At 57.1% G+C, this 24022-nt stretch carries 21 protein-coding genes; 8 read left to right on the forward strand and 13 right to left on the reverse strand.

Features of this window, described 5'->3' with window-relative positions; translation table 11 throughout:
• Position 1 precedes the first annotated feature (1 nt).
• Positions 2–1588: a KpsE/RkpR family capsule polysaccharide export protein gene (locus ACRZ96_RS06350; RefSeq protein ID WP_480586811.1), complete on the reverse strand. Its 1587-nt coding sequence runs from the start codon at positions 1586–1588 to the stop codon at positions 2–4.
• Positions 1566–2225, reverse strand: a complete 660-nt coding sequence (locus tag ACRZ96_RS06355) for an ABC transporter ATP-binding protein (protein ID WP_170392311.1) — start codon at positions 2223–2225, stop codon at positions 1566–1568. The genes ACRZ96_RS06350 and ACRZ96_RS06355 overlap by 23 nt, the downstream gene beginning before the upstream one ends.
• Before the next feature lie 208 nt (positions 2226–2433).
• On the opposite strand from ACRZ96_RS06355, the gene ACRZ96_RS06360 reads away from it, so the two are divergent.
• Together ACRZ96_RS06360 and ACRZ96_RS06365 are read left to right on the forward strand one after the other, a co-directional pair.
• Entirely contained in the window at positions 2434–3021 is a 588-nt protein-coding gene (locus ACRZ96_RS06360) for a uracil-DNA glycosylase family protein (RefSeq protein ID WP_170636042.1), read from the forward strand.
• Positions 3014–3802, forward strand: a complete 789-nt coding sequence (locus ACRZ96_RS06365; protein WP_480814330.1) for an SseB family protein — start codon at positions 3014–3016, stop codon at positions 3800–3802. The genes ACRZ96_RS06360 and ACRZ96_RS06365 overlap by 8 nt, the downstream gene beginning before the upstream one ends.
• A 9-nt stretch (positions 3803–3811) precedes the next feature.
• Here the strand turns inward: ACRZ96_RS06365 and yghU are convergent, their stop codons facing one another.
• The gene (yghU, locus tag ACRZ96_RS06370) at positions 3812–4687 is read right to left on the reverse strand and encodes a glutathione-dependent disulfide-bond oxidoreductase (RefSeq protein ID WP_170401711.1); all 876 of its coding nucleotides are present in this window, start codon (positions 4685–4687) and stop codon (positions 3812–3814) included.
• Between the two features lie 242 nt (positions 4688–4929).
• Between yghU and ACRZ96_RS06375 the strand changes: the two genes are divergently transcribed.
• The gene (locus ACRZ96_RS06375) at positions 4930–5448 is read left to right on the forward strand and encodes a YHS domain-containing (seleno)protein (protein ID WP_170392303.1); all 519 of its coding nucleotides are present in this window, start codon (positions 4930–4932) and stop codon (positions 5446–5448) included.
• Positions 5449–5509: 61 nt separating this feature from the next.
• Here ACRZ96_RS06375 and ACRZ96_RS06380 read toward each other — a convergent pair whose 3' ends face one another.
• Together ACRZ96_RS06380 and metF are read right to left on the reverse strand one after the other, a co-directional pair.
• On the reverse strand, positions 5510–6172 hold the full coding sequence (locus ACRZ96_RS06380; protein WP_170401705.1) for a J domain-containing protein: 663 nt from the start codon (positions 6170–6172) through the stop codon (positions 5510–5512).
• A 203-nt stretch (positions 6173–6375) separates the two neighbouring features.
• A complete protein-coding gene (gene metF, locus ACRZ96_RS06385) occupies positions 6376–7242 on the reverse strand; it encodes a methylenetetrahydrofolate reductase [NAD(P)H] (protein WP_170609018.1) in 867 nt (288 codons plus the stop codon).
• A 94-nt stretch (positions 7243–7336) separates the two neighbouring features.
• On the opposite strand from metF, the gene ACRZ96_RS06390 reads away from it, so the two are divergent.
• Positions 7337–8242, forward strand: coding sequence for a LysR family transcriptional regulator (locus tag ACRZ96_RS06390; protein WP_170512437.1), 906 nt, complete (start codon positions 7337–7339; stop codon positions 8240–8242).
• 95 nt (positions 8243–8337) lie between these two features.
• Positions 8338–9123, forward strand: coding sequence for an inositol monophosphatase family protein (locus tag ACRZ96_RS06395; RefSeq protein WP_170392295.1), 786 nt, complete (start codon positions 8338–8340; stop codon positions 9121–9123).
• Positions 9124–9182: 59 nt separating this feature from the next.
• Here the strand turns inward: ACRZ96_RS06395 and bhcD are convergent, their stop codons facing one another.
• From bhcD to bhcA, 4 genes are all read right to left on the reverse strand, one after another.
• Positions 9183–10148 (reverse strand): iminosuccinate reductase BhcD, encoded by a 966-nt coding sequence (gene bhcD, locus ACRZ96_RS06400; RefSeq protein WP_480814331.1) that lies wholly within the window; start codon positions 10146–10148, stop codon positions 9183–9185.
• Positions 10149–10220: 72 nt separating this feature from the next.
• Entirely contained in the window at positions 10221–11384 is a 1164-nt protein-coding gene (bhcC, locus tag ACRZ96_RS06405) for a 3-hydroxy-D-aspartate aldolase BhcC (protein WP_480706835.1), read from the reverse strand.
• An 11-nt stretch (positions 11385–11395) separates the two neighbouring features.
• Positions 11396–12367 (reverse strand): beta-hydroxyaspartate dehydratase BhcB, encoded by a 972-nt coding sequence (gene bhcB / locus ACRZ96_RS06410; RefSeq protein WP_480706833.1) that lies wholly within the window; start codon positions 12365–12367, stop codon positions 11396–11398.
• Between the two features lie 11 nt (positions 12368–12378).
• Positions 12379–13569 carry an L-aspartate--glyoxylate aminotransferase BhcA gene (gene bhcA, locus ACRZ96_RS06415; RefSeq protein ID WP_480706831.1) on the reverse strand — a complete coding sequence of 397 codons (1191 nt, stop codon included), beginning with the start codon at positions 13567–13569 and terminating at the stop codon, positions 12379–12381.
• A gap of 202 nt (positions 13570–13771) precedes the next feature.
• Here bhcA and ACRZ96_RS06420 point away from each other — a divergent pair, with 202 nt between their 5' ends.
• Entirely contained in the window at positions 13772–14593 is an 822-nt protein-coding gene (locus ACRZ96_RS06420; protein ID WP_170625223.1) for an IclR family transcriptional regulator, read from the forward strand.
• A gap of 7 nt (positions 14594–14600) precedes the next feature.
• On the opposite strand, the gene ACRZ96_RS06425 is transcribed toward ACRZ96_RS06420, so the two are convergent.
• Positions 14601–15344 carry a rhomboid family intramembrane serine protease gene (locus tag ACRZ96_RS06425; RefSeq protein ID WP_170732976.1) on the reverse strand — a complete coding sequence of 248 codons (744 nt, stop codon included), beginning with the start codon at positions 15342–15344 and terminating at the stop codon, positions 14601–14603.
• Between the two features lie 42 nt (positions 15345–15386).
• On the reverse strand, positions 15387–18785 hold the full coding sequence (gene putA / locus ACRZ96_RS06430; RefSeq protein WP_480814332.1) for a bifunctional proline dehydrogenase/L-glutamate gamma-semialdehyde dehydrogenase PutA: 3399 nt from the start codon (positions 18783–18785) through the stop codon (positions 15387–15389).
• Between the two features lie 103 nt (positions 18786–18888).
• On the opposite strand from putA, the gene ACRZ96_RS06435 reads away from it, so the two are divergent.
• Positions 18889–19365 carry an Lrp/AsnC family transcriptional regulator gene (locus ACRZ96_RS06435; RefSeq protein ID WP_480814333.1) on the forward strand — a complete coding sequence of 159 codons (477 nt, stop codon included), beginning with the start codon at positions 18889–18891 and terminating at the stop codon, positions 19363–19365.
• A 40-nt stretch (positions 19366–19405) separates the two neighbouring features.
• A complete protein-coding gene (locus ACRZ96_RS06440) occupies positions 19406–19966 on the forward strand; it encodes a tetratricopeptide repeat protein (protein ID WP_480706825.1) in 561 nt (186 codons plus the stop codon).
• Between the two features lie 61 nt (positions 19967–20027).
• On the opposite strand, the gene ACRZ96_RS06445 is transcribed toward ACRZ96_RS06440, so the two are convergent.
• The gene (locus ACRZ96_RS06445) at positions 20028–21917 is read right to left on the reverse strand and encodes a PhoX family protein (RefSeq protein WP_480706823.1); all 1890 of its coding nucleotides are present in this window, start codon (positions 21915–21917) and stop codon (positions 20028–20030) included.
• Positions 21918–22094: 177 nt separating this feature from the next.
• A complete protein-coding gene (locus ACRZ96_RS06450) occupies positions 22095–23738 on the reverse strand; it encodes a hypothetical protein (RefSeq protein WP_480814334.1) in 1644 nt (547 codons plus the stop codon).
• Between the last annotated feature and the right edge of the window lie 284 nt (positions 23739–24022).

Below are 24022 nucleotides of genomic sequence, written 5' to 3' on the forward strand. Positions count from 1 at the left end.
CTTACGAGGATACCTGTTCACGAAGGACCGACGCGGTAAGCGAGATCATCAGGTAGATACCAGCAAATAACAGGAATGCCAAAATCGTATTTTCGAACTTGCGCGGATAGCTGGGTTCCTGGCTGGCGACCGGGTTCACCGAGACGGTCAGATACCGCACTTTCCGATTGGCCTCGGTCCGCGTGGCTTCCATTTGCTGCATTGCCGTTTGCAGCATCATGTCACGCGCCGCCAGATCGGCCTGAGCCATCTGGATTCGCACGCTCAAACGCGCCAGCGAATTTTCGCCCGCCGACACGTCCAGCATTTCGGCATTCAACTCATCAAGGACCGCTTGCAGCCGCGCGATATCCGCCCGTGTACCATCCACCTTGGCCTGGTTGGGGCGCGTATTATCGAGAAGCGCGGCCAATTGTAGTTCTTTGTCCTGCAGCTCGAATTCGAACTGATCGATCCTTCCTCGCAGGCTGGCGATCACACTTTGCGGGTCCAGTATCGCACCTTGTAGCTGCAGTTCGATCAGGTCTTCCTGAGCCTGTCTGCGTGCCTCTTGCGCAGCCTCAAAACTCGCCAAGGCATCGCGCATCTGGTCTTCGCGTTTCAATTCAGTCAGACCATTGATGGTCTCTTCCGCGTAAGAGATAAGCCGTCTGGACAAATCGACCGCTATCTCGGGGCTCGGCGCTGCGACCTCCATTCGGATGACGCCGTCACTAGGATCATATCCGATTGTGATCATACGCTTATAAAGCTTGTAGGTTTCTTCAAGCGTCGCATCAGCCGGCAATCGTTGGATCGGGTCTATCCAATCCTGCCGAAAAAACTCAGTAAATCCGACATCACGTTCAAGCCGTTCCAATGCATCCTTGGATTCCAGAAATTCCTGAGTGGACACGGAATCCTGCGCCGTCGCAAACTGCGTGCCCGCCAGAAATCCACCGAACGAAGCACCGCCGCCATCCGCTTGCAGGATCGAAAACACCGAGTCGCTGGCATACATCGGTGTCGCCACGCGATAGAAATAGTAGCCCACGATGAATGTTGGAATGAATACGAACACCGTCAATCGTGCGAATAACCCGGCAAGCTTGCGGCGGCGGCGGCGGGCGATGTCTTTCTGGATCTGCCCGATTTCATATTCACGACGTTCGGCCGGGCTGAGTTCGGGTCCTGGCAGGTTCTTCTGCGAGTCCCTGGTCGTTTGCGGCAGGTGAATCTTTATATTGTCTTGCGCGGCGTCATCACCAGTTGGCTTACCTTGGTCAGGAGCTGCCAGATCAAGCAGGTTTGTGCGCTGAAACGGATCAATTCCTTTCTTTCGTAACAGCCGGACCGCATCGTAGTCTGACGTCGCCGCCAGCCCGTTCTTGTGCGCCAAACGCCGCGCGACGCGCAATTGCCGCCCTGTCAGACCTTCGCGTTTGATCGCATCCAACTCGTTGCCCGGTTGCTGAGTGTCGTCAGCCGAGTTTGTGCCTTGGGTCGCCTTTCGGATGCGCGAAATGGCGTCCGAGCGTGCCTCGGCAGTGCCAGAACCGCGTGCCGTGCGGTCGGGATTGTATTTCCTAGCCTTGGGTTTGGTAGTCATAGAGCTGCTTTGCCTCTTCCAAGGTTTCAAACATGTAAAGCTGGCCGTCTACCAATACCGCAGCCTGCCGCGCGAATTTTTCAAGAAGCGAAGGGTTGTGCGATACGATCACCAAGGTTGTCGTGCGCAGCTTCTCTTTCAGAATGTCGCCCGCCTTCTTGTTGAACTCGACATCGGTTGTCGAGGGCATCCCCTCGTCAATCAGATACATATCGAAATCTAGGGCCAGCATCAGTGCAAATGTAAACCGGGCCCGCATTCCGGACGAATAGGTTCCGAGCGGCTGGTCGAAATACTCACCCAAGTTGCACAGCCATTTGCAGTAGGCTTCGACATAGTCGGGATCCATGCCGTAGATCTTCGCGATATAGCGTGCGTTCTCCAGCGCGGACAGGCGCTTGGCCACACCTCCTGCAAAGCCCATGGGGAAGGATACGCGGCAGTCGCGCCGAATCACGCCTTCGTCGGGCTTTTCCAGCCCTGCCATCATGTTGATCAACGTGGTCTTGCCGGTTCCGTTCGGGGCCAGCACGCCAAGAGATGTTCCAAGCTCAACCCGGAACGAGACCCGATCCAGAATCACCTTGCGGCGGGTTCCGGTCCAGAAAGACTTGCTGACATTTTCGAATTCCAGCATGTGCGGCCTGCAGATCGCTCGGGGTTTTGACGGTTTGAGGATCGGTGTGCTACCGATCCATGTTGGCCACATTATGTCGAAATATGAAACAAATGATCAATGCGCATCCGCGTTCATGACATTGATGTGTTGCAAGGACGGTTTCATTGGCTCGAGGGTAGATGATGCCTATCTTCATCGATGAACATTGCAAAAGCCTGTTGAGCCGATGAATTCGCTGATTGAGGACATCCAAGCCTGCCGTTTGTGCGCGGATAGGTTCGCGCAGACCACGACTGCGCACCAGCCGCGCCCGGTGGTCTGGTTTCGCCCCGGTGCGCGCATTTTGATCGCAGGTCAGGCACCGGGCGCGCGCGTCCATGCTTCAGGGAAGCCTTTCACCGACCCTTCGGGTGACCGGCTACGGGATTGGCTGGGACTGGATGAGAACGCATTTTATGACCGTTCGCGCGTATCCATCGTGCCGATGGCGTTTTGCTTCCCCGGATACAATGAGCGCAAGGCCGACCTGCCTCCGCCGCCGATATGCGGGCGCACCTGGCATGACAAGGTGATGGCTGCGTTGGGAGAAGTACCGTTGACGATCCTCGTCGGGGGTCATGCCCATAAATATCATCTTGGCGTAAAAACACCGGTTACCGAGACTGTTAGTCTTTGGCGAGACCATGCACCGCGCGTCTTTGCCTTGCCTCACCCGTCCTGGCGCAATACGGCTTGGCTGAAGAAAAACCCCTGGTTCGAGGCCGAGCTGTTGCCGGTGCTACAGAAACGGGTGAATGAGGTTCTGAATGACTGAAGCCACAGCTTTGGATGCTGCACATAACTCCATGCAGGCGGCCCCGGAAGACGACAACGCTCGACTACGCTTTTTCGAAAGACTGGCCGATAGCGAGCTGTTCCTGATGCTGACCGAGGAAGCGAAGGATGAAGGTATTTCGCCCGAGCTGTTCGATGTGGCGGATGGTCGTTTTGTTCTGGTGTTTGATATTGAGGAACGACTGGCGGCATTTGCGGGTCGACCGGTCCCCTATGTCGCTCTGTCAGGTCGTGTTCTTTCAGGGATGTTGTCGGGGCAGGGGGTCGGGCTGGGTCTGAACCTTGATGTTGCACCGTCGTCGATGTTGATCCCCGCTGAAGCGCTCGGTTGGTTGTCTGACACGCTGCAGCATGGTCCAAAGGAGGTGAAGCAGCGACTTGCCGAATTCTATCCGCCCTCCGGTTTGCCAGATGTTCTGTTGACCGCGCTTGATGCAAAGCTGGCGACGGCTGCAGGTCTGGCTGCGGCGGCGTTTCTAGTTGGGACAAAGACTGAAGATGGGGGGCAGGGCCATTTATTGGGTTTTGTTTCAGCGGTCGAAGGTGCGCAGCCAGCGCTTGCACGCGCCGTATCCGAGGCATTGACCTTTTCGGGGATCGAGGCCGGAGCGCTGGATGTTGGCTTTTTTGAAGTGCAGGATCCGGCTACTTCTGCCTTGGCAAAGGTTGGGCTGCGGTTTGATTTGCCCCAGCCTCAAGCGCCCAAAATGGAAAGGGCCGCGCCAGGCAGTGATCCCGAGCGGCCCCCAATATTGAAGTAGCGCAGGACGTTAGTCTGCCGCTTCCAGTTTATCCTGCGTGCGGGTCTCAAAATCGCTGGCGTCATGGCGTTCGTGCAACTGCGTATGCGGCTCTCCAAACGCACGATTGACCATCCGGCCGCGCTGAACGGCGGGGCGAGCATCGATGGTTTTGGCCCAACGCATCACGTTTTCATAGCTTTCGACATCCAGGAATTCTGCCGCATCATATAGACGGCCCAGAACAAGCTGCCCGTACCACGGCCAGATCGCCATGTCGGCGATGGTATAGTCCTGACCTGCAATATAAGGCTTATCGGCAAGTTCCAGTTCCAGCACATGCAACTGGCGTTTGGCCTCCATCGCGAAACGGTCGATCGGATATTGCCATTTCTCAGGCGCATAAGCGTAGAAGTGGCCAAAGCCACCGCCCAGATATGGCGCGCTGCCCATTTGCCAGAACAACCAGTTCATCACTTCTGTCCGCTCGGCACCGCTGGCGGGCAGAAACTCACCGAATTTCTCAGCGAGATGCAGCAAGATGGAGGCGCTCTCGAAAACGCGCACAGGTGTTTCACCTGAATGATCCCACAGCGCCGGTATCTTCGAGTTAGGATTGGCCCCGACAAAGCCCGAGCTGAACTGATCACCTTCACCGATGTTGATCAGCCACGCATTGTATTCGGCCCCGGAATGGCCCAATGCCAAAAGCTCCTCCAGCATGACCGTAACCTTGACGCCGTTTGGGGTGGCGAGCGAATACAGTTGAAGCGGGTGCTTCCCGACCGGAAGATCCTTTTCGTGGGTCGCACCGGCTATGGGCCGGTTTATATTGGCAAAGCGTCCTCCGCTTTCGCTGTCCCAAGTCCAGACCTTTGGGGGTGTGTAAGTGGATTGTTCGCTCATCTTTTGCCTTTCTGCATCATTTGGCCAAAACGCGCCGCCTTCACAGCTAATATTGCAAAACTCAAAGTCCAACCCCGGATGTGGCGAGATATTTGTAACATTGCGCCTCGTTCACCTCACAAAACCCCTCTGGTTTTCACAGCGGCGCGAGGGGGTCTTCGCGCCGGGCCAAAATTACCTATTGTTTGACCAGACCCGCAGTTCGGGTGACCAGAAACCGTAAGGACATGAGGACCAATCACATGAAACGCTTTGCGCTGACCCTTGCCGCGACGATGGCTTTTGCCGTGCCCGCGTTCGCCGGAGAACAATATGTTGATGGCACCGGATTTGCCGTATCGGGATACGACGTTGTTGCTTACCGCAGCCTGGATCAGGTTCCTGTAGGCCAGTCGCAACCCGAGGCTGTTCGCGGTCGGGCCGACATCACCGCAGACTATAATGGTGTTACCTGGGCGTTTGCGACCGAAGAGAACCGTGACAAGTTTCTGGAAAACCCGGCCTTTTACGCACCGCAATATGATGGCCATTGTGCATACGGCGTGTCGAAAGGCGGCAAGGTTCCGGGCAACCCAAATCTGTGGCGTATTGTCGATGACAAGCTCTATCTGAACATCACTGATGTTGTTGTTGGTTTCTGGGAAGAGGATGTTCCGGCCAACATCGACCTGGCGGAAGGCAACTGGCCCGGAATCGAAGGGGATGCCGCTTCGACCAGCGTGATCCCGAAATTCACATCAGAAGGCCCGATTTCCAACTGATTCCGATTAATGAAAGAAAGCCCGGCCACTAAGGCCGGGCTTTTTTCGCTGGCGGGTTCTCTCACCCCGCCAACTCGAACATATCCCGCATGTGTTGATCCGCTTCGAACCGTATTGTTACACTCTTGGCACCGGGAAATTTCCTCTCGCGTATCGGGTCAGGAATGACAATCTCACCGGAGCCCGAGCCCTTGGACCGAAAGGTCAGAATCTCTGTTTCTGACTTGCGGTAGCCGGAAAGGACCGAGGTTGGCAATGCAACGCGGTTAGACCCTTCGCAGACTGACGATGCAACGAAGTAGGTAAGATCGCGCCCGAAGCATCCGATTGCATCAGGAACATGGTCCGAAGATTCGCGGGCGCTTTTGGCGGCGTCCGGTTCACCTAGTTCCGATAAATCCTTCAGCGCGCGTTCGGGTTTTAACAGATCGTGACAAGCTTTGATTTCATCTGCGGCCAGTTCGATTACGCGTTTCTTCAGACGAGGACGACGCGGTGTAGAAGAATCTAAACCGTTTTTGCGTGTCATCCCTTCTTTACGCAAAAAATCATAGGCTGATTTAGCATCCGAAAAACCGGAATAATCACCGTCGGTATGATCAGGATGATCGTGGAACGCGATTTTGCGCCAGGCTTCACGAATCTCGTTTGCGTTTGCATTTGGGGGCAGACCAAGAACCTGCAACGCTTCGGCCCGAGCCTGTACCTTGCTCACTGGCTTCATACTCAAAACACTCATTAAAACTACAACGGGGTCAGATTGCCATTGATCACATTTTTGTCAAATTTTTTCAGGAATTAGACTGAGGTAGGGCAACAGTTGACGGGTGCATATCGAGATTGTCGCCTGCGCAGCGGTTGTCGCAAATGAGCATGGCAGACGACTGCCATGCCCGGCGATACAGGGCAAACGCAAAAACTGTGGGATCAGGCGACGTTCTGCAATTCGGTCTGGGGTGTAATGCCCAGGGCAAAGCAGACATCCCGAGTAAGCTCGGGTCGGTTGAGCGTATAGAAATGCAGTTTGTCCACGCCGCCTTCTATCAGGTCCGAGCAGAGTTCGGTGCATAGCGCCGTCGCCAGAAGATCTTCGCGATCGTCCCGGATTGCTTTGTCAAATGCGTTCTCGATCCAGTCGGGAATGTGGGCGCCACAGCGTTTTGCAAAGTTACGCGCACCCTTCCAGTTCTCGATTGGAAGAATGCCCGGTACGATAGGCTTGTCGATCCCCGCTTTTTCGCAGGCATCGCGAAACCGGAAGAAGGTTTCAGCCTCGAAGAAGAATTGGGTCAACGCCTCGTCCGCGCCCGCATCTAGCTTGGCCTTTAACCAATCCACATCAGCGCGGGCATTGCTTGCTTCGGGATGTTTGTCCGGATAAGCGCCGACACGGATGCTGAACATCTCGGTCTCGGCCAGTGCAGAAATCAATTCTACCGAGTTGGTGAAACCATCAGGGTGGGGGGCGAACCGGTCTTGACCTTTAGGTGGGTCGCCACGCAGGGCAACGATATCCTGAACGCCTGCGCGCGCGAATGTGTCTGCGATCTCAAGCGTCTCCTGACGCGAGGCATCGACACAGGTCAGATGCGCAGCAACAGGCAGCCCCGAGGATTTGTGTAAGGTTGCAACTGCATCACGCGTCAACTCACGTGTTGTACCACCAGCACCATAAGTCACCGATACGAACCGCGGGTTCAGCGGCGCCAAGGTCTGGACCGTATCCCAAAGGCGAAACGAGGCCTCCAGAGTCTGCGGCGGGAAGAACTCGAATGAAATCTCAGGCTTGGTCATGTTGGCCTCGTAGCTGTCATTTATACCCTTGTGCCATTATGTGTAGTGTGAGACAAACTCATATTGTTCAACAACAACATGAGTTGCGTGAGTAATGCATATCGAGTTTCGCCACTTACGGACGATCAAAGCCATCCACGAATGCGGTGGGCTTGCGCGTGCAGCTGATCAGCTAAACATCACGCAATCCGCACTAAGTCACCAGATCAAGGGGTTGGAAGATCAGGCCGGGGTTGAGCTGTTTTTACGTCGATCCAAGCCGATGAAGTTGTCGGCAGCTGGTTTGCGGCTGCTGCGGCTCGCTGAACAAATTCTGCCGCAGGTCGAGGCGATGCAGGATGAGTTTTCATCGCTGCGCGACGGTCGAACCGGTCGGATGCACATTGCGATCGAATGTCACGCTTGTTTCGAGTGGCTGTTTCCGGTGCTTGAAGCTTTCCGTAAATCCTGGTCAGACGTTGATGTGGATATCCGCCCGGGCCTTGCATTCGACGCATTGCCCGCCTTGCAGAAGGAAGAGGTTGATCTGGTGGTGTCCTCAGACCCCGAAGATCTGCCGGGTGTCGAATTTGTCGAACTCTTTGACTACCAGGCCGTATTTGTCGCGGCGTCTTCGCATCCATTGGCTGAAAAGCCCTTTATCGAAGCTGAAGATTTCAGAGGTCAGACACTGATAACCTATCCAGTCGAACGGACGCGTCTGGACGTGTTCAGCCAGTTACTCATCCCAGCGCGGGTCGAGCCGGCCACGATCCGGCAGGTTGAACTGACCGCCGTGATCCTGTTGCTGGTGGCGTCCAACCGGGGTATCTCGGTGCTGCCTGATTGGGTAGTGCGTGAAGTGAAGTACAGTTCCGACTACGTCACGCGCCCGCTTACCAAAGATGGGATTACCCGCAGGTTATATGCTGCGGTCCGCAGCGAAGACCTTGAAAAACCCTTTGTGCAAGAGTTGGTGAAACTGGCGCGCGCCGAGGCGCGTAAGCTTCAGACACAATAGCGCCGGACGCAGATCAGCCATGCGCATCATTCCTCTTGGCAAGGGCGCGTTGCCCCAGTATACGCGCGGCTTGACCGGACAGGAGCCTATGGAAAATGGTTGGCAGTGCAAATCTCAACATCATGATCAAGGCCGCGCGCAAGGCGGGGCGTTCTCTGGTCAAGGATTTTCGTGAAGTCGAGAACCTGCAGGTGTCGATGAAAGGTGCGGGCGACTTTGTGTCGAAGGCTGATATCGCGGCCGAAGCCATCCTGAAAGAGGAATTGCTGGGTGCCCGTCCGACCTATGGTTGGCTGGCCGAAGAGGGCGGCGCGATTGACGGTGAAGACCCGACTCGTCGCTGGATCGTCGACCCACTGGATGGGACCACCAACTTCCTGCACGGGCTGCCGCACTGGGCCGTTTCAATCGCGTTGGAACATAAGGGCAAGATCGTTTCGGGTGTGATCTATGACCCTGCCAAGGATGAGATGTTCTTTGCCGAAAAAGGCGAAGGTGCGTGGATGAACGACATGCGCATCCGTGTGTCGGGCCGCCATCGCATGATCGAGTCGATCTTCGCGACAGGTCTGCCATTCGGTGGCCGTTCGGACCTGCCTGCGACCTTGCAGGACCTGGCCCGTCTGATGCCTGCCTGTGCAGGTGTTCGTCGCTGGGGTGCTGCCGCGCTGGACATGGCCTATGTGGCCGCCGGTCGTTACGAAGGCTTTTGGGAGCGTCGCCTAAACGCCTGGGATCTGGCCGCAGGCATCATCATCGTGAAAGAGGCGGGCGGCTTTGTTCAGGCGCTGAACCCCGAAGGCAGCGTGCTTGAGGATGGCGAAGTGATCTGCGCCAATGAGCCGATCTTTGACAATTTCGCAAAGGTAATTCGGGGCTGATATTCAACCCCGGTCATTTGATCATGGTACGCGCGTCCGGTCCGGGCGCGCGTTTTGGTTTAGAAGTCGACCTCGATCGCGATCCCTTGCTGGACCGCCAGATCAACTGCCGCGCTGGCCACCGCAAGATCTTGCAGCCCCACGCCAGTACCGTCGAACACGGTCACCTCAGCCTCGGACACACGCCCGGAATGGGTGCCGTTGATGACCTCTCCGATCTGCCGGATATCGCCTTCGGCTTTCATTCCGGCAGCCACGGCATGCTGGCTTTCACCCAATGTCACGGCCTGCGCGACCTCGTCGGTAAAGACGCTTGCGCGGGCGATCAGGTCTGTGGCGACCTCTTGTTTGCCGACGGTATCAGTGCCCATACATGCGATGTGTGTGCCGTCGGAGACGTGCTCGGACATCAGTGTTGGCGCGAAGGAGGAGGTGATGGTGACAATCACGTCCGCCTGCACCATGCCGGGCATATCCACAGCCTCAAAAGGCAGCCCCGCTTCAGCCGCGACCTTTTCGAGATTTGGCAGCATTTCTGGATGCAAGTTCCAGCCTATGACTTTCTCAAAGTCCCGCTGTTCCAATGCCGCGCGCAATTGGAATGTCGCCTGATGCCCGGCGCCAACCATTCCGATCACCTTGGCATCCTTGCGTGCCAAATGGTTGATCGAAACCGACGAGGCTGCAGCCGTGCGCAGCGCGGTCAGCAGGTTGCCCCCAACGATGGCCCGAACGCGACCCGTATCTGGATCAAACAAAAACACGGTGGATTGGTGATTGATCAGCCCGTGCGTTTCCAGATTGTTTGGCCAGTACCCGCCTGCTTTCAGGCCAAGGTTCATGCCCGCGCGATCAAACCCGCCTTTGAACCCATAGAGCGCATCCGCATGACCTATGGCCTCGCGCACGACCGGGAAGTTGTAGGCATCCCCAGCCGCCATCGCGGCAAACACCTGCTCAACCGCAGTATAGCTTTCCTGTCGGCCTAACAGAGCGCCGATTTCCTTTTCAGGAACGATGATCATCGCGTTTGTCTTTCTTTTTGATGGCATTAGAAAGGGCGGTGCTAAACGTCCGCCCCTGCATTCATCTGTAATTCAATAGGCCTTGCCACGGGCAGAGACCGGCCAAAGGGCTTCAACCTTGCCGCCGCGCACACCGACGTACCAGTCATGAACGTTGCAGGTCGGGTCACAGTGGCCGGGCACCAGCCGCAGCTTGTCGTTGACCTTCAGCACCCCATCCGGATCGCCAATCACCCCGTGTTCGTCCGAGCACTTCAGGTATTCCACTTCGTCCCGCCCAAAGATGAAGGGCAGGCCGCTATCGACGGATTGCACCTTCAGACCCGCATCGCAGATTGCCTTGTCCGCTTTGGCGTGGCTCATCACGCTGGTCAGAATGAACAAGGCGTTTTCCCATTCACCCTGATCGATCCGTTGACCGTCCTTGTCCAGAATCCGACCGTAATCAGCATCCATGAAGGCATAAGAGCCGCACTGCAGCTCGTTATAAACGCCCGAGTTGCTTTCGAAATAATAAGACCCCGTACCGCCGCCTGAAACCAGCTCGCAGTCGATCCCTTCAGCCTTCAATCCGTCGACGGCATCCTTGACCATGGCGATTGCGGTATCCAGTTTTTCTTTGCGTGCCTCATACGTATCCAGATGCTGCATCGCGCCTTGATAGGCCTGCATGCCGGTAAATTTCAGGTTAGGGGCGGCCTCAACAGCCTTGGCGATTTCGATCACAGCGGGGGTCGTGGTGACACCACAGCGGCCCGCGCCGCAGTCGATCTCGACAAAAACCTCCAATTCAGTGCCATGCTTAGCGGCAGCAGCAGACAGGTCAGCGACGTTGTCCACATCGTCGACGCAAACGATTGTGCGTGCGCCAAGCTTCGGCAGGCGCGCCAGACGGTCAATCTTGACCGGGTCCCGCACTTGATTCGAGACCAGAATGTCTTTGATGCCTCCGCGCGCAAACACCTCGGCCTCGGAAACCTTTTGGCAGCAGACGCCGACTGCGCCGCCCAATTGTTCCTGCAGCTTCGCGACGTCTACGGATTTGTGCATCTTGCCATGCACCCGGTGCCGCATCCCATGTGCCTTGGCATAGTCGCCCATCTTCTTGATGTTACGCTCGAGCGCGTCCAGATCAAGGATCAGGCAAGGCGTCTGGATTTCGGATTCATCCATGCCGATCGCGGCAGGGATGTCATAGCCAACTTCGAATTGATCACTGTTCATCGGTTTGTTCATCCTGTTTCTCCTTACCCTTTCAGCCAGGGCAGCTTGTCCAGATCCACGTTGCCTCCGGTGATGATGACGCCGACGCGTTTGCCCCGGAAGGTGTCGGGGTTCTTGAGAATGGTGGCCAGCGGAACGGCCGAAGACGGCTCCATCACCACGCGCAAGTATTTCCAAGTGAGTTTCATTGCGTCGATGATCTCTTGCTCGGACGCGGTGAAGATGTCGGTCACATTGTTCGACACAAAGTGCCATGTGTTTTCCTTGAGCGGGACCAACAGCCCGTCCGCCACCGTTTTGGGGGCATCGTCCGCAATGATATGACCCGCTTTGAAGGAACGGTACGCATCGTCCGCCTGCTCAGGCTCAGCCGCATAGATCGCGGTTCCTGGTGCCAGGTTCGAAACCGTCAGACAGGTGCCTGAGACCATCCCGCCACCGCCGATTGGCGCGATCACTGCATCCAGGCCATCGGTCTGCTCAAGCAATTCAGCCGAACATGTGGCCTGACCAGTGATAACACGAGGGTCGTTGTACGGGTGCACGAACTCTCCGCCTGTTCGGGCCTGCACCTCGGTAAAGGTCGCTTCGCGGGACGACGTGGACGGTTCACATTCAGTGATCGTACCACCAAAGCGTCGTACCGCGTCTTTCTTGGCCTGCGGCGCGGTGCGCGGCATCACCACATTGCATGGAATGCCCCGGCGACCCGCCGCATATGACAGTGACAGGGCGTGGTTCCCGCTTGAGTGGGTGCAAACGCCCTTGGCCGCCATCTCATCGCTAAGGCCGAAGACTGCATTACTGGCACCGCGCACTTTGAATGCACCTGCTTCCTGAAAGTTCTCGCATTTGAAGAACAGCTGTGCGCCGGTCAATTCATTCAGATAGTCCGAGGTCATTACCGGTGTGCGTCGGATGTGCGGCCTGATCCTTTCATGCGCAGCTTGTACGTCGTCATACGTCAGGTCGGCGACGGGGATTTGATCCAACATGACTATCCTCCCTAAGCTGCGGCTTTTGCGTGGCTGGTTGAGCTGGCGCGATAGAATTCCTGCGCCGCAGCAACCCCGCTGCCAAGCTTCACCGGGTAGTTCAGATCGGCCATGGCCATCTCGACCGTGGCCAGCCCCGACAGGACCATAACATCGGTCAGGCTGCCCAAGTGGCCAATACGGAATGCTTTGCCATTCAACTCACCCAGACCAATGCCGAAGGATACCCCATAGGTGTTGAAGGCATGGTCAGTCAGTTCGTTGCTGTCGAAACCTTCGGGCACAAATATGGCGCTGACGGTATCCGAGTAGAGGTCAGGAGATTGTGCGACCAACCTCAGGCCCCAGGCCGCAGTCGCGTGGCGCACACCTTCGGCAAGGCGAGTGTGGCGGGCATACACATTGTCCAACCCTTCCTCGAACAGCATCTTCAGGCTTTCGCGCATGCCGTAGATCAGCTGCAGCGGCGGAGTATAGGGAAAGCCGCCAGACGCATTTGCCGACATCATATCACGGAAATCAAAGAAGGTGCGGGGCAGTTGGGCGGTATCCATTGCAGCCAGAGCCTTGGGGCTGACGCACAGGATCGCCATGCCGGTGGCCAGCATGAACCCCTTCTGCGACCCCGAGACCGCAATATCCACGCCCCACCGGTCAAACTCGAACGGCATTGAGGCCAGAGAGCTCACGCAATCCACAAACATCATGGCCGGGTGATGTGCCGCATCCATCGCATCGCGCACAGCGCTGATATCGGAACGCACACCTGTCGCGGTTTCGTTATGCGTCACCAATACGGCCTTGATTTCATGCGCTTTATCCGCGGACAGGATCGCCTCGAACCTGTCGGCTGGCGCGCCTGTTCCCCATGGGCATTCAACGATCTGAACGTCCAACCCGTGTCTTTCGCACAGATCGATCCAGCGATGGCTGAAGACGCCGTAGCGGGCGACAAGAACCTTGTCACCGGGGCTGAGCGTATTTGTAATCGCTGCCTCCCAACCGCCCGTTCCGCTGGCTGGAAAAGTGATTATCTGGCCTTCGGTGGTGCCGAAAACCTGTTTTGTGTTTTCCAGTACCGGGGCGAAGGTTTCAACGAAATCCGGGGCGCGATGGTCTTGCGTCTGAACCTGCATGGCAAGGCGCAAACGATCAGGAATGTTGGTTGGGCCTGGGATAAAGACCGGGTTTTGATGCGACATAACTCAATCCTCTGCTTTGGGCCCAAGTGTCGCTTGAACGGTTGCGTGTTGCAATTTTCTTGAAAAATATTTTCATTTTATCTGTTAAATTGATAAGGTGCTGAAACGGATAGGAATTCAGTTTATCAAAATGATCTCTGAGAATTCCGGGCCAAAAAAATTGGTTCGAGTTTTCGGGGGGAATCCGAAGGTCAGGTGAGAAATGGAAACGCAAAAGCGGCCGCGCGGCAGACCCAAATCGCTGTTTAAAGAAAGTTCGGCCGGGACCATGCAATCATTGGATCGGGCGCTGGGCGTACTGACCACTGTTGCCCGGCTAGAGCGCGTCGCGCTGAGCGATCTTGCCCGCGAGGTTGATGTTCCGACAGCCACCACGCATCGCATTCTGGTGACACTGCAAAAACACGGGTTCGTATCTTTTGATGAGGAACGGCAGGAATGGTTGGTCGGAATCGAAGCCTATCGGACCGGTGCGTCTTTTCTGCGGCGCAAGAGCGTTCTGGAAATCGGCAGGCCGATCCTGCGGCGTCTGATGCAAGACAGCGGTGAGACCGCAAATCTGGCCGTACCCGATGGAGCAGAGGTGGTCTTCGTCGGGCAGGTCGAAACTCAGAACCCCATCCGGGCCTTCTTTCCACCCGGTGCGCGGACGCCCATGTATGCGTCCGGTACAGGAAAGGCTATTCTCGCTGCGTTGAGCGAAGAGAGTTTAGGCAAAGTTCTGGGCCGGGTTGATCCGGTTGCTTTCACTGAAAATACGAAGTTGCCCGCTTCGGGCCTGTATGCAGATCTGGCTGAAACTCGTACCCGAGGTTGGTCTTACGATCACGAAGAACGGTATGAAGGTATGTCTTGCATTGGTGCGGCCATCTTCAATGACAGGGCTGAGCCTTGCGCCGGTATCTCGGTATCCGGACCCACCGTAAGGTTCAGCCGAGAACACGCGCCCGAGTTGGGCGATCTGGTCATGCGCGCGGCGCAAGAGATCACCCACCTGAGCGGCGGTAGGCTACCCAAGAGCTGACGCTTGATTATTTGCGCGGCACTCTGGGGATGCGCGATTGCGAGAGTTTGTACTTGTGTTCCGGATGCGGTGGATGGCCGTGGGTGCGGTTCCAGAACCCAGTCCCTCCGCGCCTGAGCCATAGGGGGATGCACAGGATCAGCCCAACAAAGAACCCTCCGGTATGCGCCCAATAGGCAACGCCACCTTCATCGGGATTGCTGGCCAGGCTGCCAAGGAATTGCAGGCCCAGCCAGACACCCAGCATGATAAAGGCCGGGATGGTAAAGATCCGGATATAGACGATCAGAATCAACAAGATATCCACGCGCGCTTTTGGGAAAAGCAGAAGATAGCCGCCCATGACACCGGCGATCGCTCCGGAAGCGCCAATTGTTGGCACCACCGAATCCGGTGCCGAAATGACGTGAATCAGCCCCGCTCCGATTCCTGCCAGCAGATAGAACACGAGAAACAGCACATGCCCCATTTCGTCTTCGAGGTTGTCGCCGAATATCCACAGAAACAGCATGTTTCCCGCCAGATGCATCCAGCCCCCATGCAGGAACATTGACGTCACGAGTGTCTCGAACCCATAGCCGTCAGTTATCCGGGCAGGAATGACCGCGTAGTCAATATAAAGCTGATTGATCAGCCGCGCATTCTCCATGACACCCACATAGCTGAGGAAGATCAGTATGTTCGCAGCCATAAGGGCATAAACAACAAACGGAGTACGCCCCGAAGGGTTATGGTCTCGGATCGGAAACATGGCGCGACGCTGGGCTTTTCGCCGCCCAGCGTCAAGGTCCGGTTATGCCGCACCTCCCAGAAGGGCGGCGTTGCCTCCGGCGGCGGTGGTGTCGACACAGACATGGCGTTCCCCCAGCACCCGCGCACGGTCGGGCTGCCCGGGGATCAGCGGGATGATCGGGCCATCGCGCCGGGCCAAATGCTGCTCGATATGGCGGGCAGAGTCGTCGTCGCCCCACCACAGAACGCCCGAGAAACCGGTCAGGTTTTCAAGCCGGTGCAGATCCAGCATGCCCGTCATACGGATCGCTGTGCCGCCCAACGCTTTGACCGCATCCGCCTGAGCCTTGGCGGCCTCGTCCCCCGGACCCATGCACAAAAGCGGGGAGCGGGAATATTCGGTCAGGCGGTTCGATTCACCGGTGGGGCCAGGCAGCGATTGGGTGCTGGGCGTTGCAGGTTGCCCTTCGGGCGCACCTGGTTCAGCCGAACTGTCCCAGCGTCCCGAAGCATTCTGCCGATCAGGCGCGCAGAACCGTGCCATATAGTTCGGACCGCCCGCCTTGGGGCCGGTGCCGGACAGACCTTCGCCACCGAAGGGTTGCGAGCCGACGATTGCGCCGATCTGGTTGCGGTTGACGTAGATATTACCGGCATGGATCGCCTCGGTCACATGCTGCACCCGGTCGTCGATCCGCGTGTGCAGGCCGAAAGTCAGGCCGTACCCCGTGGCATTGATATCCGCAATGACCTTGTCGATATCTTGCGCCTTGAACCGGGCGACGTGCAGAACCGGACCGAACACCTCGCGCTCTAGCGCCGAGATGCCGGGTATCTCGATCAGAGTAGGTGCGATAAATGTACCCTCAGGAGGCGTTGTCATCTCCTTCAGTACCCGTCCTTCTGAGCGGGCCTGGGCCACGTGGTCCGCGATGATTTGCCGGGCTTGCGCGTCAATGACCGGGCCGCAATCAGTTGATATCAGCCAAGGATCGCCCACATGCAAAGCGTCCATCGCCCCTTGCAACATGGTCAGAACGTCCTCGGCAATATCCTCTTGCAGATAAAGACAACGCAGTGCCGAGCACCGCTGGCCTGCCGATTGGAACGCGCTTTCGATAATCGATTGGACCGCTTGTTCCGGCAAAGCGGTGCTGTCTACGATCATGGCGTTCAGACCGCCGGTCTCGGCGATCAATGACGTACCCGGCCGCATGTGCTGCGCCATTGCTGATCGGATTTTCAGCGCGGTCGCGGTGGAACCGGTAAAGGCCACACCAGAGACGCGTTCGTCCGAAGTTAGCGCCGCACCCACCTTCGGCCCGCCCGGAAGAAGTTGCAGCGCATCGCGTGGAACGCCTGCTTCATGCATCAGTTGAATGGCACGATGGGCGATCAATGGCGTTTGCGGGGCAGGGGCTGCCAGCACAGCGTTGCCGGTGGCCAACGCAGCCGATATCTGCCCGGTGAAGATCGCCAGAGGGAAGTTCCATGGGCTGATGCAGGTGAATATTCCGGCGGGTTTGGCGGCAGGAATATTGGCGGCGTAGTAGCGCAGGAAATCAACCGCTTCGCGCAGCTCGGCTACCGCATCGGGCACGGATTTTCCGGCTTCGCGGGCGAGCAGGGCAAACAGCTCTCCAAAATGCGCTTCGTAGAGATCGGCTGCTTTATTTAGAATGTCAGCGCGCTTCTCGGCTGAGGCCTGCCATGGGCAAGCGCTGGCCAACGCCAGTTCCACGTCTTCGGGGCTGGCCGCAGCAACCGAACCGGGACGATCCAATGGTTGCGCGGGATTGATCACGGGAGTGTCTGCCAAAGGCAGTGCATCATCCGACAGCAAAGGTCGGGCGTACCAATGATGGGCGCGGAAGGCGTCGCGTGCGATGTCAATCTGGTCCAGCGTCGGCGTATGGCGCAGATCAAAACCTTTCGAGTTTGGGCGTTCTGGTGCGAACAACTCAGGCCCGGTTGGCAGCGGTTTGCCAGGTGTTTGAACGGCCACGAACGGATCTGCGGCAACGGTTTCTGGGGCGACTTCCTCATCAACGATCTGATTGACGAACGAGGAATTTGCCCCGTTTTCCAGAAGGCGACGCACCAGATAGGCCAACAGATCCCGATGTGCGCCGACCGGAGCATAGATACGGCAGCGCGAGGTCCGCTTGTTGCGCACGATCTGATGCAGGGTCTCACCCATCCCGTGCAGGCGCTGGAATTCGAATGGCTGGCCGTCCGCCATATGTAGGATAGCGCTGACCGTATGGGCGTTATGCGTGGCAAATTGCGGATAGATACGGTCGGTCATTCCCAGCACCTTGCGGGCGTTGGCGATATAGGACACATCCGTCGCCGCCTTATCGGTGAAGACCGGAAAACCATCGACGCCCTCGACTTGCGCGCGCTTGATCTCGGTATCCCAATAAGCGCCCTTGACCAGCCGTACCATCAGCTTGCGGTCGTGCCGCTGGGCCATCTCATAGAGCGTATCCAGCACCAACCCGGCGCGTGGGCCGTAGGCTTGCACGACGATGCCGAACCCGTCCCAACCGGCCAGTGCAGGCTCTGCCATAACTTCTTCGATCACCTGCAGCGAGAGCGACAGGCGATCTGCCTCTTCCGCGTCAACGTTCAGCCCCATGCCCGCTGCCTTGGCCAGCAAAGCCAGCGCGCGCAGCCGGGGCACCAGTTCGTCCATCACCCGTTGTTCCTGTGCCAGCTCATAACGGGGGTGCAGGGCCGACAGCTTGACCGAGATGCCCGGATTTTCGCGAATGTCTTTATGGGTGCAGGCCTCGGCAATAGCGGCGATCGCGCGCGAGTAAGACAGGTGATAGCGGGCAGCATCGGCCTCGGTCCGTGCCGCCTCGCCCAGCATGTCGTACGAGTAGGTATAGCCCTTATCTTCCATTCCTTTGGCGCGCTTCATGGCGGATTGAATGGTTTCGCCCAAAACGAACTGACGCCCCATTTCTTTCATCGCACGACCAACGGCGGTGCGGATCACTGGTTCACCCAGCCGCTTGATGGCCCCGCGCAGCGCGCCGACGGGCGAGGATTTGTCTTCGTCCAGAACCCGGCCTGTTAGCATCAACGCCCATGTCGACGCGTTCACCAGTGACGAGGATGATTGTCCGAGATGTTTTCCCCAGTCTGACGGGGCGATCTTGTCTTCGATCAGTGCGTCAATGGTATCCGCATCTGGCACACGCAACAGCGCTTCGGCCAAACACATAAGCGCAACGCCTTCATCAGTGGATAGGCCGTATTCAGCCAGAAACACTTCCATCATGCCTGGCGACGTGCTTGAGCGGATGTCGCGCACCAGCTGTGCTGCAGCCTCACAAATGGCCGTTCGGTCGGCCTCTGACAGCTTGGCCTGAGAGATCAGCGCGTCCAGTACAGTGGACTGGTCGGCATAAGTTTGAGTGTCGATTTTGGTGCGTAGGCTGTGTGACATGTGTACTCCGGGGCTTTTGCCTAATATAACCGCCTACAGTCAGGAGAAAGGACCGAATTTTCTCGAATTCTGGTCGAATTGACTGAAATATAGGAGCCTGATCATGCAAAACGACTTGTCCAGCCTTGATCGCTTTGACCGTGCGATCCTTACGGCATTAGCTGAAGATGGCCGCATCTCAGTGACGGACCTTGCGCGCAGGATCGGCTTGTCAAAATCGCCGACACAGGCGCGGCTCAAGCGGCTTGAGGCTGACGGGATCATCACAGGCTATCGCGCCATGTTGGACCCGATCCGTCTGGGCCTTGACCATGTGGCCTTTGTCGAGGTGCGTCTCACAGATACTCGTGAAAAAGCACTGGCCGAGTTCAATGCAGCGGTGCGCAGAGTTGCTGAGATTGAACAGGCTCATATGATCGCGTCCAACTTTGACTATCTGCTTAAAATCCGGACCCGATCGATGACAGAATACCGCACGGTGCTAGCCGAGAAAATCTCATCCCTGCCGCATGTTGCCAACACCTCCACCTTCGTTGCGATGGAGGCGGTGAAAGAAGCCGGGTTGCTGGCTCCGCTATAAAGCAGTTGACCTAAACGCCTGATGGATCAGGTTAGAGAGGATGAAAAACGTACTTATCGTTGCCATACTCGCTGGTTCTGCCGCTCAGGCTTCTGCAGATTGCCCGGTTGCGCCGGATCATATTTCTGGCGTCGACGCCCTGATTGCGCAAGCCCAAACCGCGTCGTCTGAGCGCGAGGCGCGGGGCATTTCGGGACGGATGTGGCAACTCTGGACCGATGCGCCGGACGCCCGATCTCAAACCCTGTTGGATCGCGGGATGTCTCTGCGCGAGTCTTGGGATTTGACCGGTGCGCTGGCCGAGTTTGACGCTCTGGTCGCTTATTGCCCGGATTATGCCGAGGGGTACAATCAGCGGGCATTCGTCAACTATTTGCAGCAGGATTACGGTGCGGCCCTGATCGATCTGGATCGGGCCATTGAGCTGTCCCCGAACCATGTAGCGGCGCTTAGCGGGCGTGCATTATCGCTGTTGGGTCTCAAGCGGCTGGACGAAGCGCGAACGGCGCTGAACCATGCACTCGAACTGAACCCGTGGCTTTCAGAACGTGCCTTGCTTGCGCCGGGCGGGCTGCTTGATCCACCGGGTGATGATATTTGAATTGAGACGAAAAAGCGCCCCGGAACCGAAGTTCAGGGGCGCTTTTGATGCAAGGGCTTGATTAGCCGACCAGCCCGTTGTCGGTGCGTTTGATCGCAATCACCGACGAACGCGGCGTACCGCCATCGGGCCAATTGCTGCCCGGATGCTGGATGCCAACAAACATGGTGCGCAGGTCGGTCGACCAGGCCAGACCGGTGACTTCACAGCCATTCGGGCCGGTCATGAAGCGCACAATCTCCCCGGTCACGGGATCGCCAACCAGCATCTGGTTATTGCCGTTTCCTGCGAATTCTTCCTCGTTGTCATCATTCCCGTCTGTCTGAATCCAGACCAGACCGGTCGAATCGATGGCCATGCCGTCGGGTGAGTTGAACAGGTTGCCTTCGTTCACATTTGCCGATCCGCCACGGTTATCCGAATGAACAGTTGGGTTTCCGGCCATGACATAGAGATCCCAATCAAAGCCAGTGGCCGCGTGATCTTCATCCGCTGGACGCCAGCGCACGATCTGGCCGTATTTGTTGGCCTCGCGCGGGTTAGGGCCGTTGACTGCAGTGTCATCGCCCCCAGCATTTGGCTTAACTCCACGGTTCTTGTTGTTGGTCAGGCAGCAATATGCTTCGACCGCAACAGGGCTTGAGGCCACCCATTCCGGGCGGTCCATTGTGGTGCCGCCCGCAGCCGATGCGGCCATACGGGTAAAGATCAGAATTTCGGCCGCGTCCATGCCGGTTGTTTCCGGCGTCAGCGGCAGCCATTCGCCACTCATGTCGTCATTGAACTTGGCGACATATAGCGTGCCGTCATTCAACAAGCCCTGAGTGTCGACACCGGGCGCATAGGCCGCGTTCGAGACGAACCTGTAAAGATACTCGCCACGTTCATCGTCGCCCATATAGACCACGACACGACCGTCCGCAGCCAGCGCGACCTCAGCATTTTCATGCTTGAAGCGACCAAGGCCGGTGTGCTTGACCGGAGTGCTGTCGGGTTTGGTCGGGTCGATTTCAACGATCCAGCCTGCGCGGTGCGGCTCATTGGGGTTTTTCGAGGTGTCGAAGCGGGGGTCAAACAGTTCGTAGCCATTCCAGCTTTCGGCTTTGATGCCATAGCGTTTCATGCCGTCCGCGACCTTCTGATCGTAGCTGGCATTCTCGTCAGAGGAACCAAAGTAGCCGTTGAAATTTTCTTCGCAGGTCAGGTAGGTGCCCCACGGTGTCTTGCCGGAACCACAGTTGTTCATGGTGCCCAGCGACGCGGTTCCTGTCGGATCGGCCTCGGTCTTCAGTAGGTCATGACCAGCGGCGGGGCCGACGATCTTCATTGGAGTGTTGTGGTGGATCCGGCGGTTGAAGGGGCTGTCCTTAACGACCGCCCAGCCCGCAGGGCCTTCCTTGATCTCCATTACGGTCACGCCCTGGATGTTCTGCAACTTCAGAACATCATCGGCACTGGTCGGAACACCTTTCTGCGCGGCAGGCAGGTTGATCTTGCGGTTCGGGTACTCGTGGTTGATCGCAATCAGCTCGTGACCCCGGAACGAGAATGTCTCCATCCCATCCGTATTCTCGCCAAAAACCTTGTCCGAGTTTTCAACCTTACCGCCATCGGTCAAATCGTATCCATCGGCCTCGGAAAACAGCGGATCGCCCCAGCGCATTAGCATCTTCCATTCATAACCTTCCGGAACGTGGACTGTCCCATCGGTCTGGGCGGGAATCGGCGTGAAGGCAAAGCGTTGTGCATCGACCGCCTGTGCTGAAGTTGAGCCCAACAAACCAGCGCCCATCGCCGCAGCGCCCGACCCAAATGCCACAACTCCTGACAGGAAACCCCGTCGCGAGATAGCGCTTTCAACCACGCGGTCGAAGTCGTGTTCATCTGGGCGGGGGAAGTGCAACTCATCCCAATCGTCGGCGGAAAGGGTGGTGAGATCGACGTCTGTCATGGATAGCTCCTGGCTGTCTGAACTAAGAATCGCACCGTGGGTTTAGAGCGATCACATGACAGGAAATTGACAGTCTGAGCAAAGCTTCTTTTGATCTGCGCCGCGTGCAGATTGACGCCGATCTACCTGCGGCGCTGATCAATATTTAGGCGAAACTGTCGCCAAACGACCTGAAGCCTAAGCCGCCTTTGCCTTGCTGCGGCAATAACATGAGGCGTGGATTGGCACCGTGGCCCGTGCAGCAGCTTTGTCCAGTTGCAGCTTGATATGACGGGCCTCGGTCGTTTCACCGCGACGGATCAGGCATTCATGCAGGCCATGGAGGCTCCAGATATTGCCGGGATGCTGGCAGGCGCGGGCGAGCGTGTCGTCCAGACCCAGATCGGCCCGATAGACGGCCTCAGCCTCATCGAATTGACCGTCTTCCATTAACAAGGCCCCCAGGGCGTGCCTTGTCGGCTGCATCCATCCCCATGGCTCGTCATAAACCAGATTGTCATCCAACTCGACCGAGCGGCGCAGATGATCAAGTCCGCCTTCACGGTCACCGGATTTGAACGCGATCTCTCCATCCATCATCGCCTCGCCGATCATCAAAACATCCTCGGCGGTGTTGTTGAATACCAGTCGACTTTCCGGGACGGCTTTTCTGGCCTGAACGGCCACTTTGCGTGCATGCGCTGCATCGTCCATACGACCCAAATTGGCCAGAGCCACAGAGCGCGCCTGATGAATTGCGGCGGTGGTATAGCTGTATAACTCCGCGTCGCCGGGCATGGGTTCATCCAGAATTTCCTGCCACATGCCGAAGCGAACCATGACATGGACCTTCTTGCCATAGAAGGATTCGAACAAATCCGGGAAGTAACGGATCACATTGTCCGGCAATAATCGCATCAATTCCTCGGACGCAGCCAGGGCCAATTCGGGTTGCCCAAGGAACATGGCCCCATAGGCTTCAAAATGTACGTTGTGGACGCGATAGACGGTATAGAAGTTCTCACCCCCGGCCATGGCTTCATATTTCTTGTCGACCGCTGCAGCTCGGTGATTGCGCCAGACCACATTCTGATAGTCGCCGCACAACACGTCGATATGCGTCGCCATGTGAACTAGATGCCCGCTGTCGGGCACCAGATCGACCAACCGATCCCCGTGTCGCAGCGCCTTTTCCGGAGTGGGCGACATCTCCATCAAGTGGATATACATATGCAGCAGGCCGGGATGATCCCAGGCACCGGGAAGCGTTTCAAAGGCCCTTTCCAGAACGGCTTGTGCCTCGGTGGTGGATGCCCCTTCGGCGGGCACGCCCTTCTTGAGATCCCATAGCTGCCAGGGCGTTCGGTTCATCAAGGATTCGGCAAACACAGATGAGACATCCAGGTCGTTCGGATGATCGGAATAAACCGCGCGCATCGAATCGGCGAAGGCGTCATTCCACGGTGCATAGTCCTCTATTTCGGGGTCCGACGGGAAATGGTGTGAGATCGCTTCGATCAAGGCCGCCTCAATCGGGGTCGAAGATGTGCGCAGAGCCATCGCCGTTTCGACTGCCTGTCGCGCCCGGTCAAGGGTGGCAACCTTTTCATCAGGCTCAAAGAACTCCCATGGTTTATTGTAATTTGGACCAATCGCATAGGCGACGCCCCAATGGGCCATACCGCATTTCGGGTCATGAGTTATGGCCTGTTCGAAACAGGCGGCAGCGGCCTCATGGTTATACCCGAACAGCCAGATGAGACCCTGATCGAACAGCTTCTGAGCTTCGCTTGATGAAGTGGTAACAGCACGGCGATACGTGCCGAGGTCAAAATCGGTCATCCTTCAATCCCCCGCTTACTCTCCGCCGAGCACCGGTAATCAGCGCCGAACAGCGGATCATCGAATTATAGCACAATTTCGTGAAAGGCATCGCGGAGCGCGGAAAAGGCTCTTCGAGCTATCCAGCCCTCCTTGTCGGACAAGATTACTCATCGGAAAGCAGCCAGCTGTCGCGGTTGTTCGCAAGTGTCGGTGCCGGCAAAATGGACGTATCAATTCTCACCGCGAGGTGCATTTGATTGAAACATCCTCTTGACGACAAATTTTGTATGAAATAGGTGGTG

Source organism: Ruegeria sp. CF1 (genome assembly GCF_056537445.1).

Excerpts from the sequence above, each read along its gene's own strand:
- ACRZ96_RS06380 (WP_170401705.1), bottom strand. The coding sequence starts at position 6,172 with ATGAAGCCAGTGAGCAAGGTACAGGCTCGGGCCGAAGCGTTGCAGGTT.
- ACRZ96_RS06440 (WP_480706825.1), top strand. The coding sequence starts at position 19,406 with ATGAAAAACGTACTTATCGTTGCCATACTCGCTGGTTCTGCCGCTCAG.
- bhcA (WP_480706831.1), bottom strand. The coding sequence starts at position 13,569 with ATGTCGCATCAAAACCCGGTCTTTATCCCAGGCCCAACCAACATTCCT.
- ACRZ96_RS06350 (WP_480586811.1), bottom strand. The coding sequence starts at position 1,588 with ATGACTACCAAACCCAAGGCTAGGAAATACAATCCCGACCGCACGGCA.
- bhcD (WP_480814331.1), bottom strand. The coding sequence starts at position 10,148 with ATGATCATCGTTCCTGAAAAGGAAATCGGCGCTCTGTTAGGCCGACAG.
- bhcB (WP_480706833.1), bottom strand. The coding sequence starts at position 12,367 with ATGTTGGATCAAATCCCCGTCGCCGACCTGACGTATGACGACGTACAA.
- ACRZ96_RS06355 (WP_170392311.1), bottom strand. The coding sequence starts at position 2,225 with ATGCTGGAATTCGAAAATGTCAGCAAGTCTTTCTGGACCGGAACCCGC.
- ACRZ96_RS06390 (WP_170512437.1), top strand. The coding sequence starts at position 7,337 with ATGCATATCGAGTTTCGCCACTTACGGACGATCAAAGCCATCCACGAA.
- ACRZ96_RS06445 (WP_480706823.1), bottom strand. The coding sequence starts at position 21,917 with ATGACAGACGTCGATCTCACCACCCTTTCCGCCGACGATTGGGATGAG.
- ACRZ96_RS06425 (WP_170732976.1), bottom strand. The coding sequence starts at position 15,344 with ATGTTTCCGATCCGAGACCATAACCCTTCGGGGCGTACTCCGTTTGTT.
- ACRZ96_RS06365 (WP_480814330.1), top strand. The coding sequence starts at position 3,014 with ATGACTGAAGCCACAGCTTTGGATGCTGCACATAACTCCATGCAGGCG.
- putA (WP_480814332.1), bottom strand. The coding sequence starts at position 18,785 with ATGTCACACAGCCTACGCACCAAAATCGACACTCAAACTTATGCCGAC.
- bhcC (WP_480706835.1), bottom strand. The coding sequence starts at position 11,384 with ATGAACAAACCGATGAACAGTGATCAATTCGAAGTTGGCTATGACATC.
- ACRZ96_RS06420 (WP_170625223.1), top strand. The coding sequence starts at position 13,772 with ATGGAAACGCAAAAGCGGCCGCGCGGCAGACCCAAATCGCTGTTTAAA.
- yghU (WP_170401711.1), bottom strand. The coding sequence starts at position 4,687 with ATGAGCGAACAATCCACTTACACACCCCCAAAGGTCTGGACTTGGGAC.
- metF (WP_170609018.1), bottom strand. The coding sequence starts at position 7,242 with ATGACCAAGCCTGAGATTTCATTCGAGTTCTTCCCGCCGCAGACTCTG.
- ACRZ96_RS06375 (WP_170392303.1), top strand. The coding sequence starts at position 4,930 with ATGAAACGCTTTGCGCTGACCCTTGCCGCGACGATGGCTTTTGCCGTG.
- ACRZ96_RS06395 (WP_170392295.1), top strand. The coding sequence starts at position 8,338 with ATGGTTGGCAGTGCAAATCTCAACATCATGATCAAGGCCGCGCGCAAG.
- ACRZ96_RS06360 (WP_170636042.1), top strand. The coding sequence starts at position 2,434 with ATGAATTCGCTGATTGAGGACATCCAAGCCTGCCGTTTGTGCGCGGAT.
- ACRZ96_RS06435 (WP_480814333.1), top strand. The coding sequence starts at position 18,889 with ATGCAAAACGACTTGTCCAGCCTTGATCGCTTTGACCGTGCGATCCTT.
- ACRZ96_RS06450 (WP_480814334.1), bottom strand. The coding sequence starts at position 23,738 with ATGACCGATTTTGACCTCGGCACGTATCGCCGTGCTGTTACCACTTCA.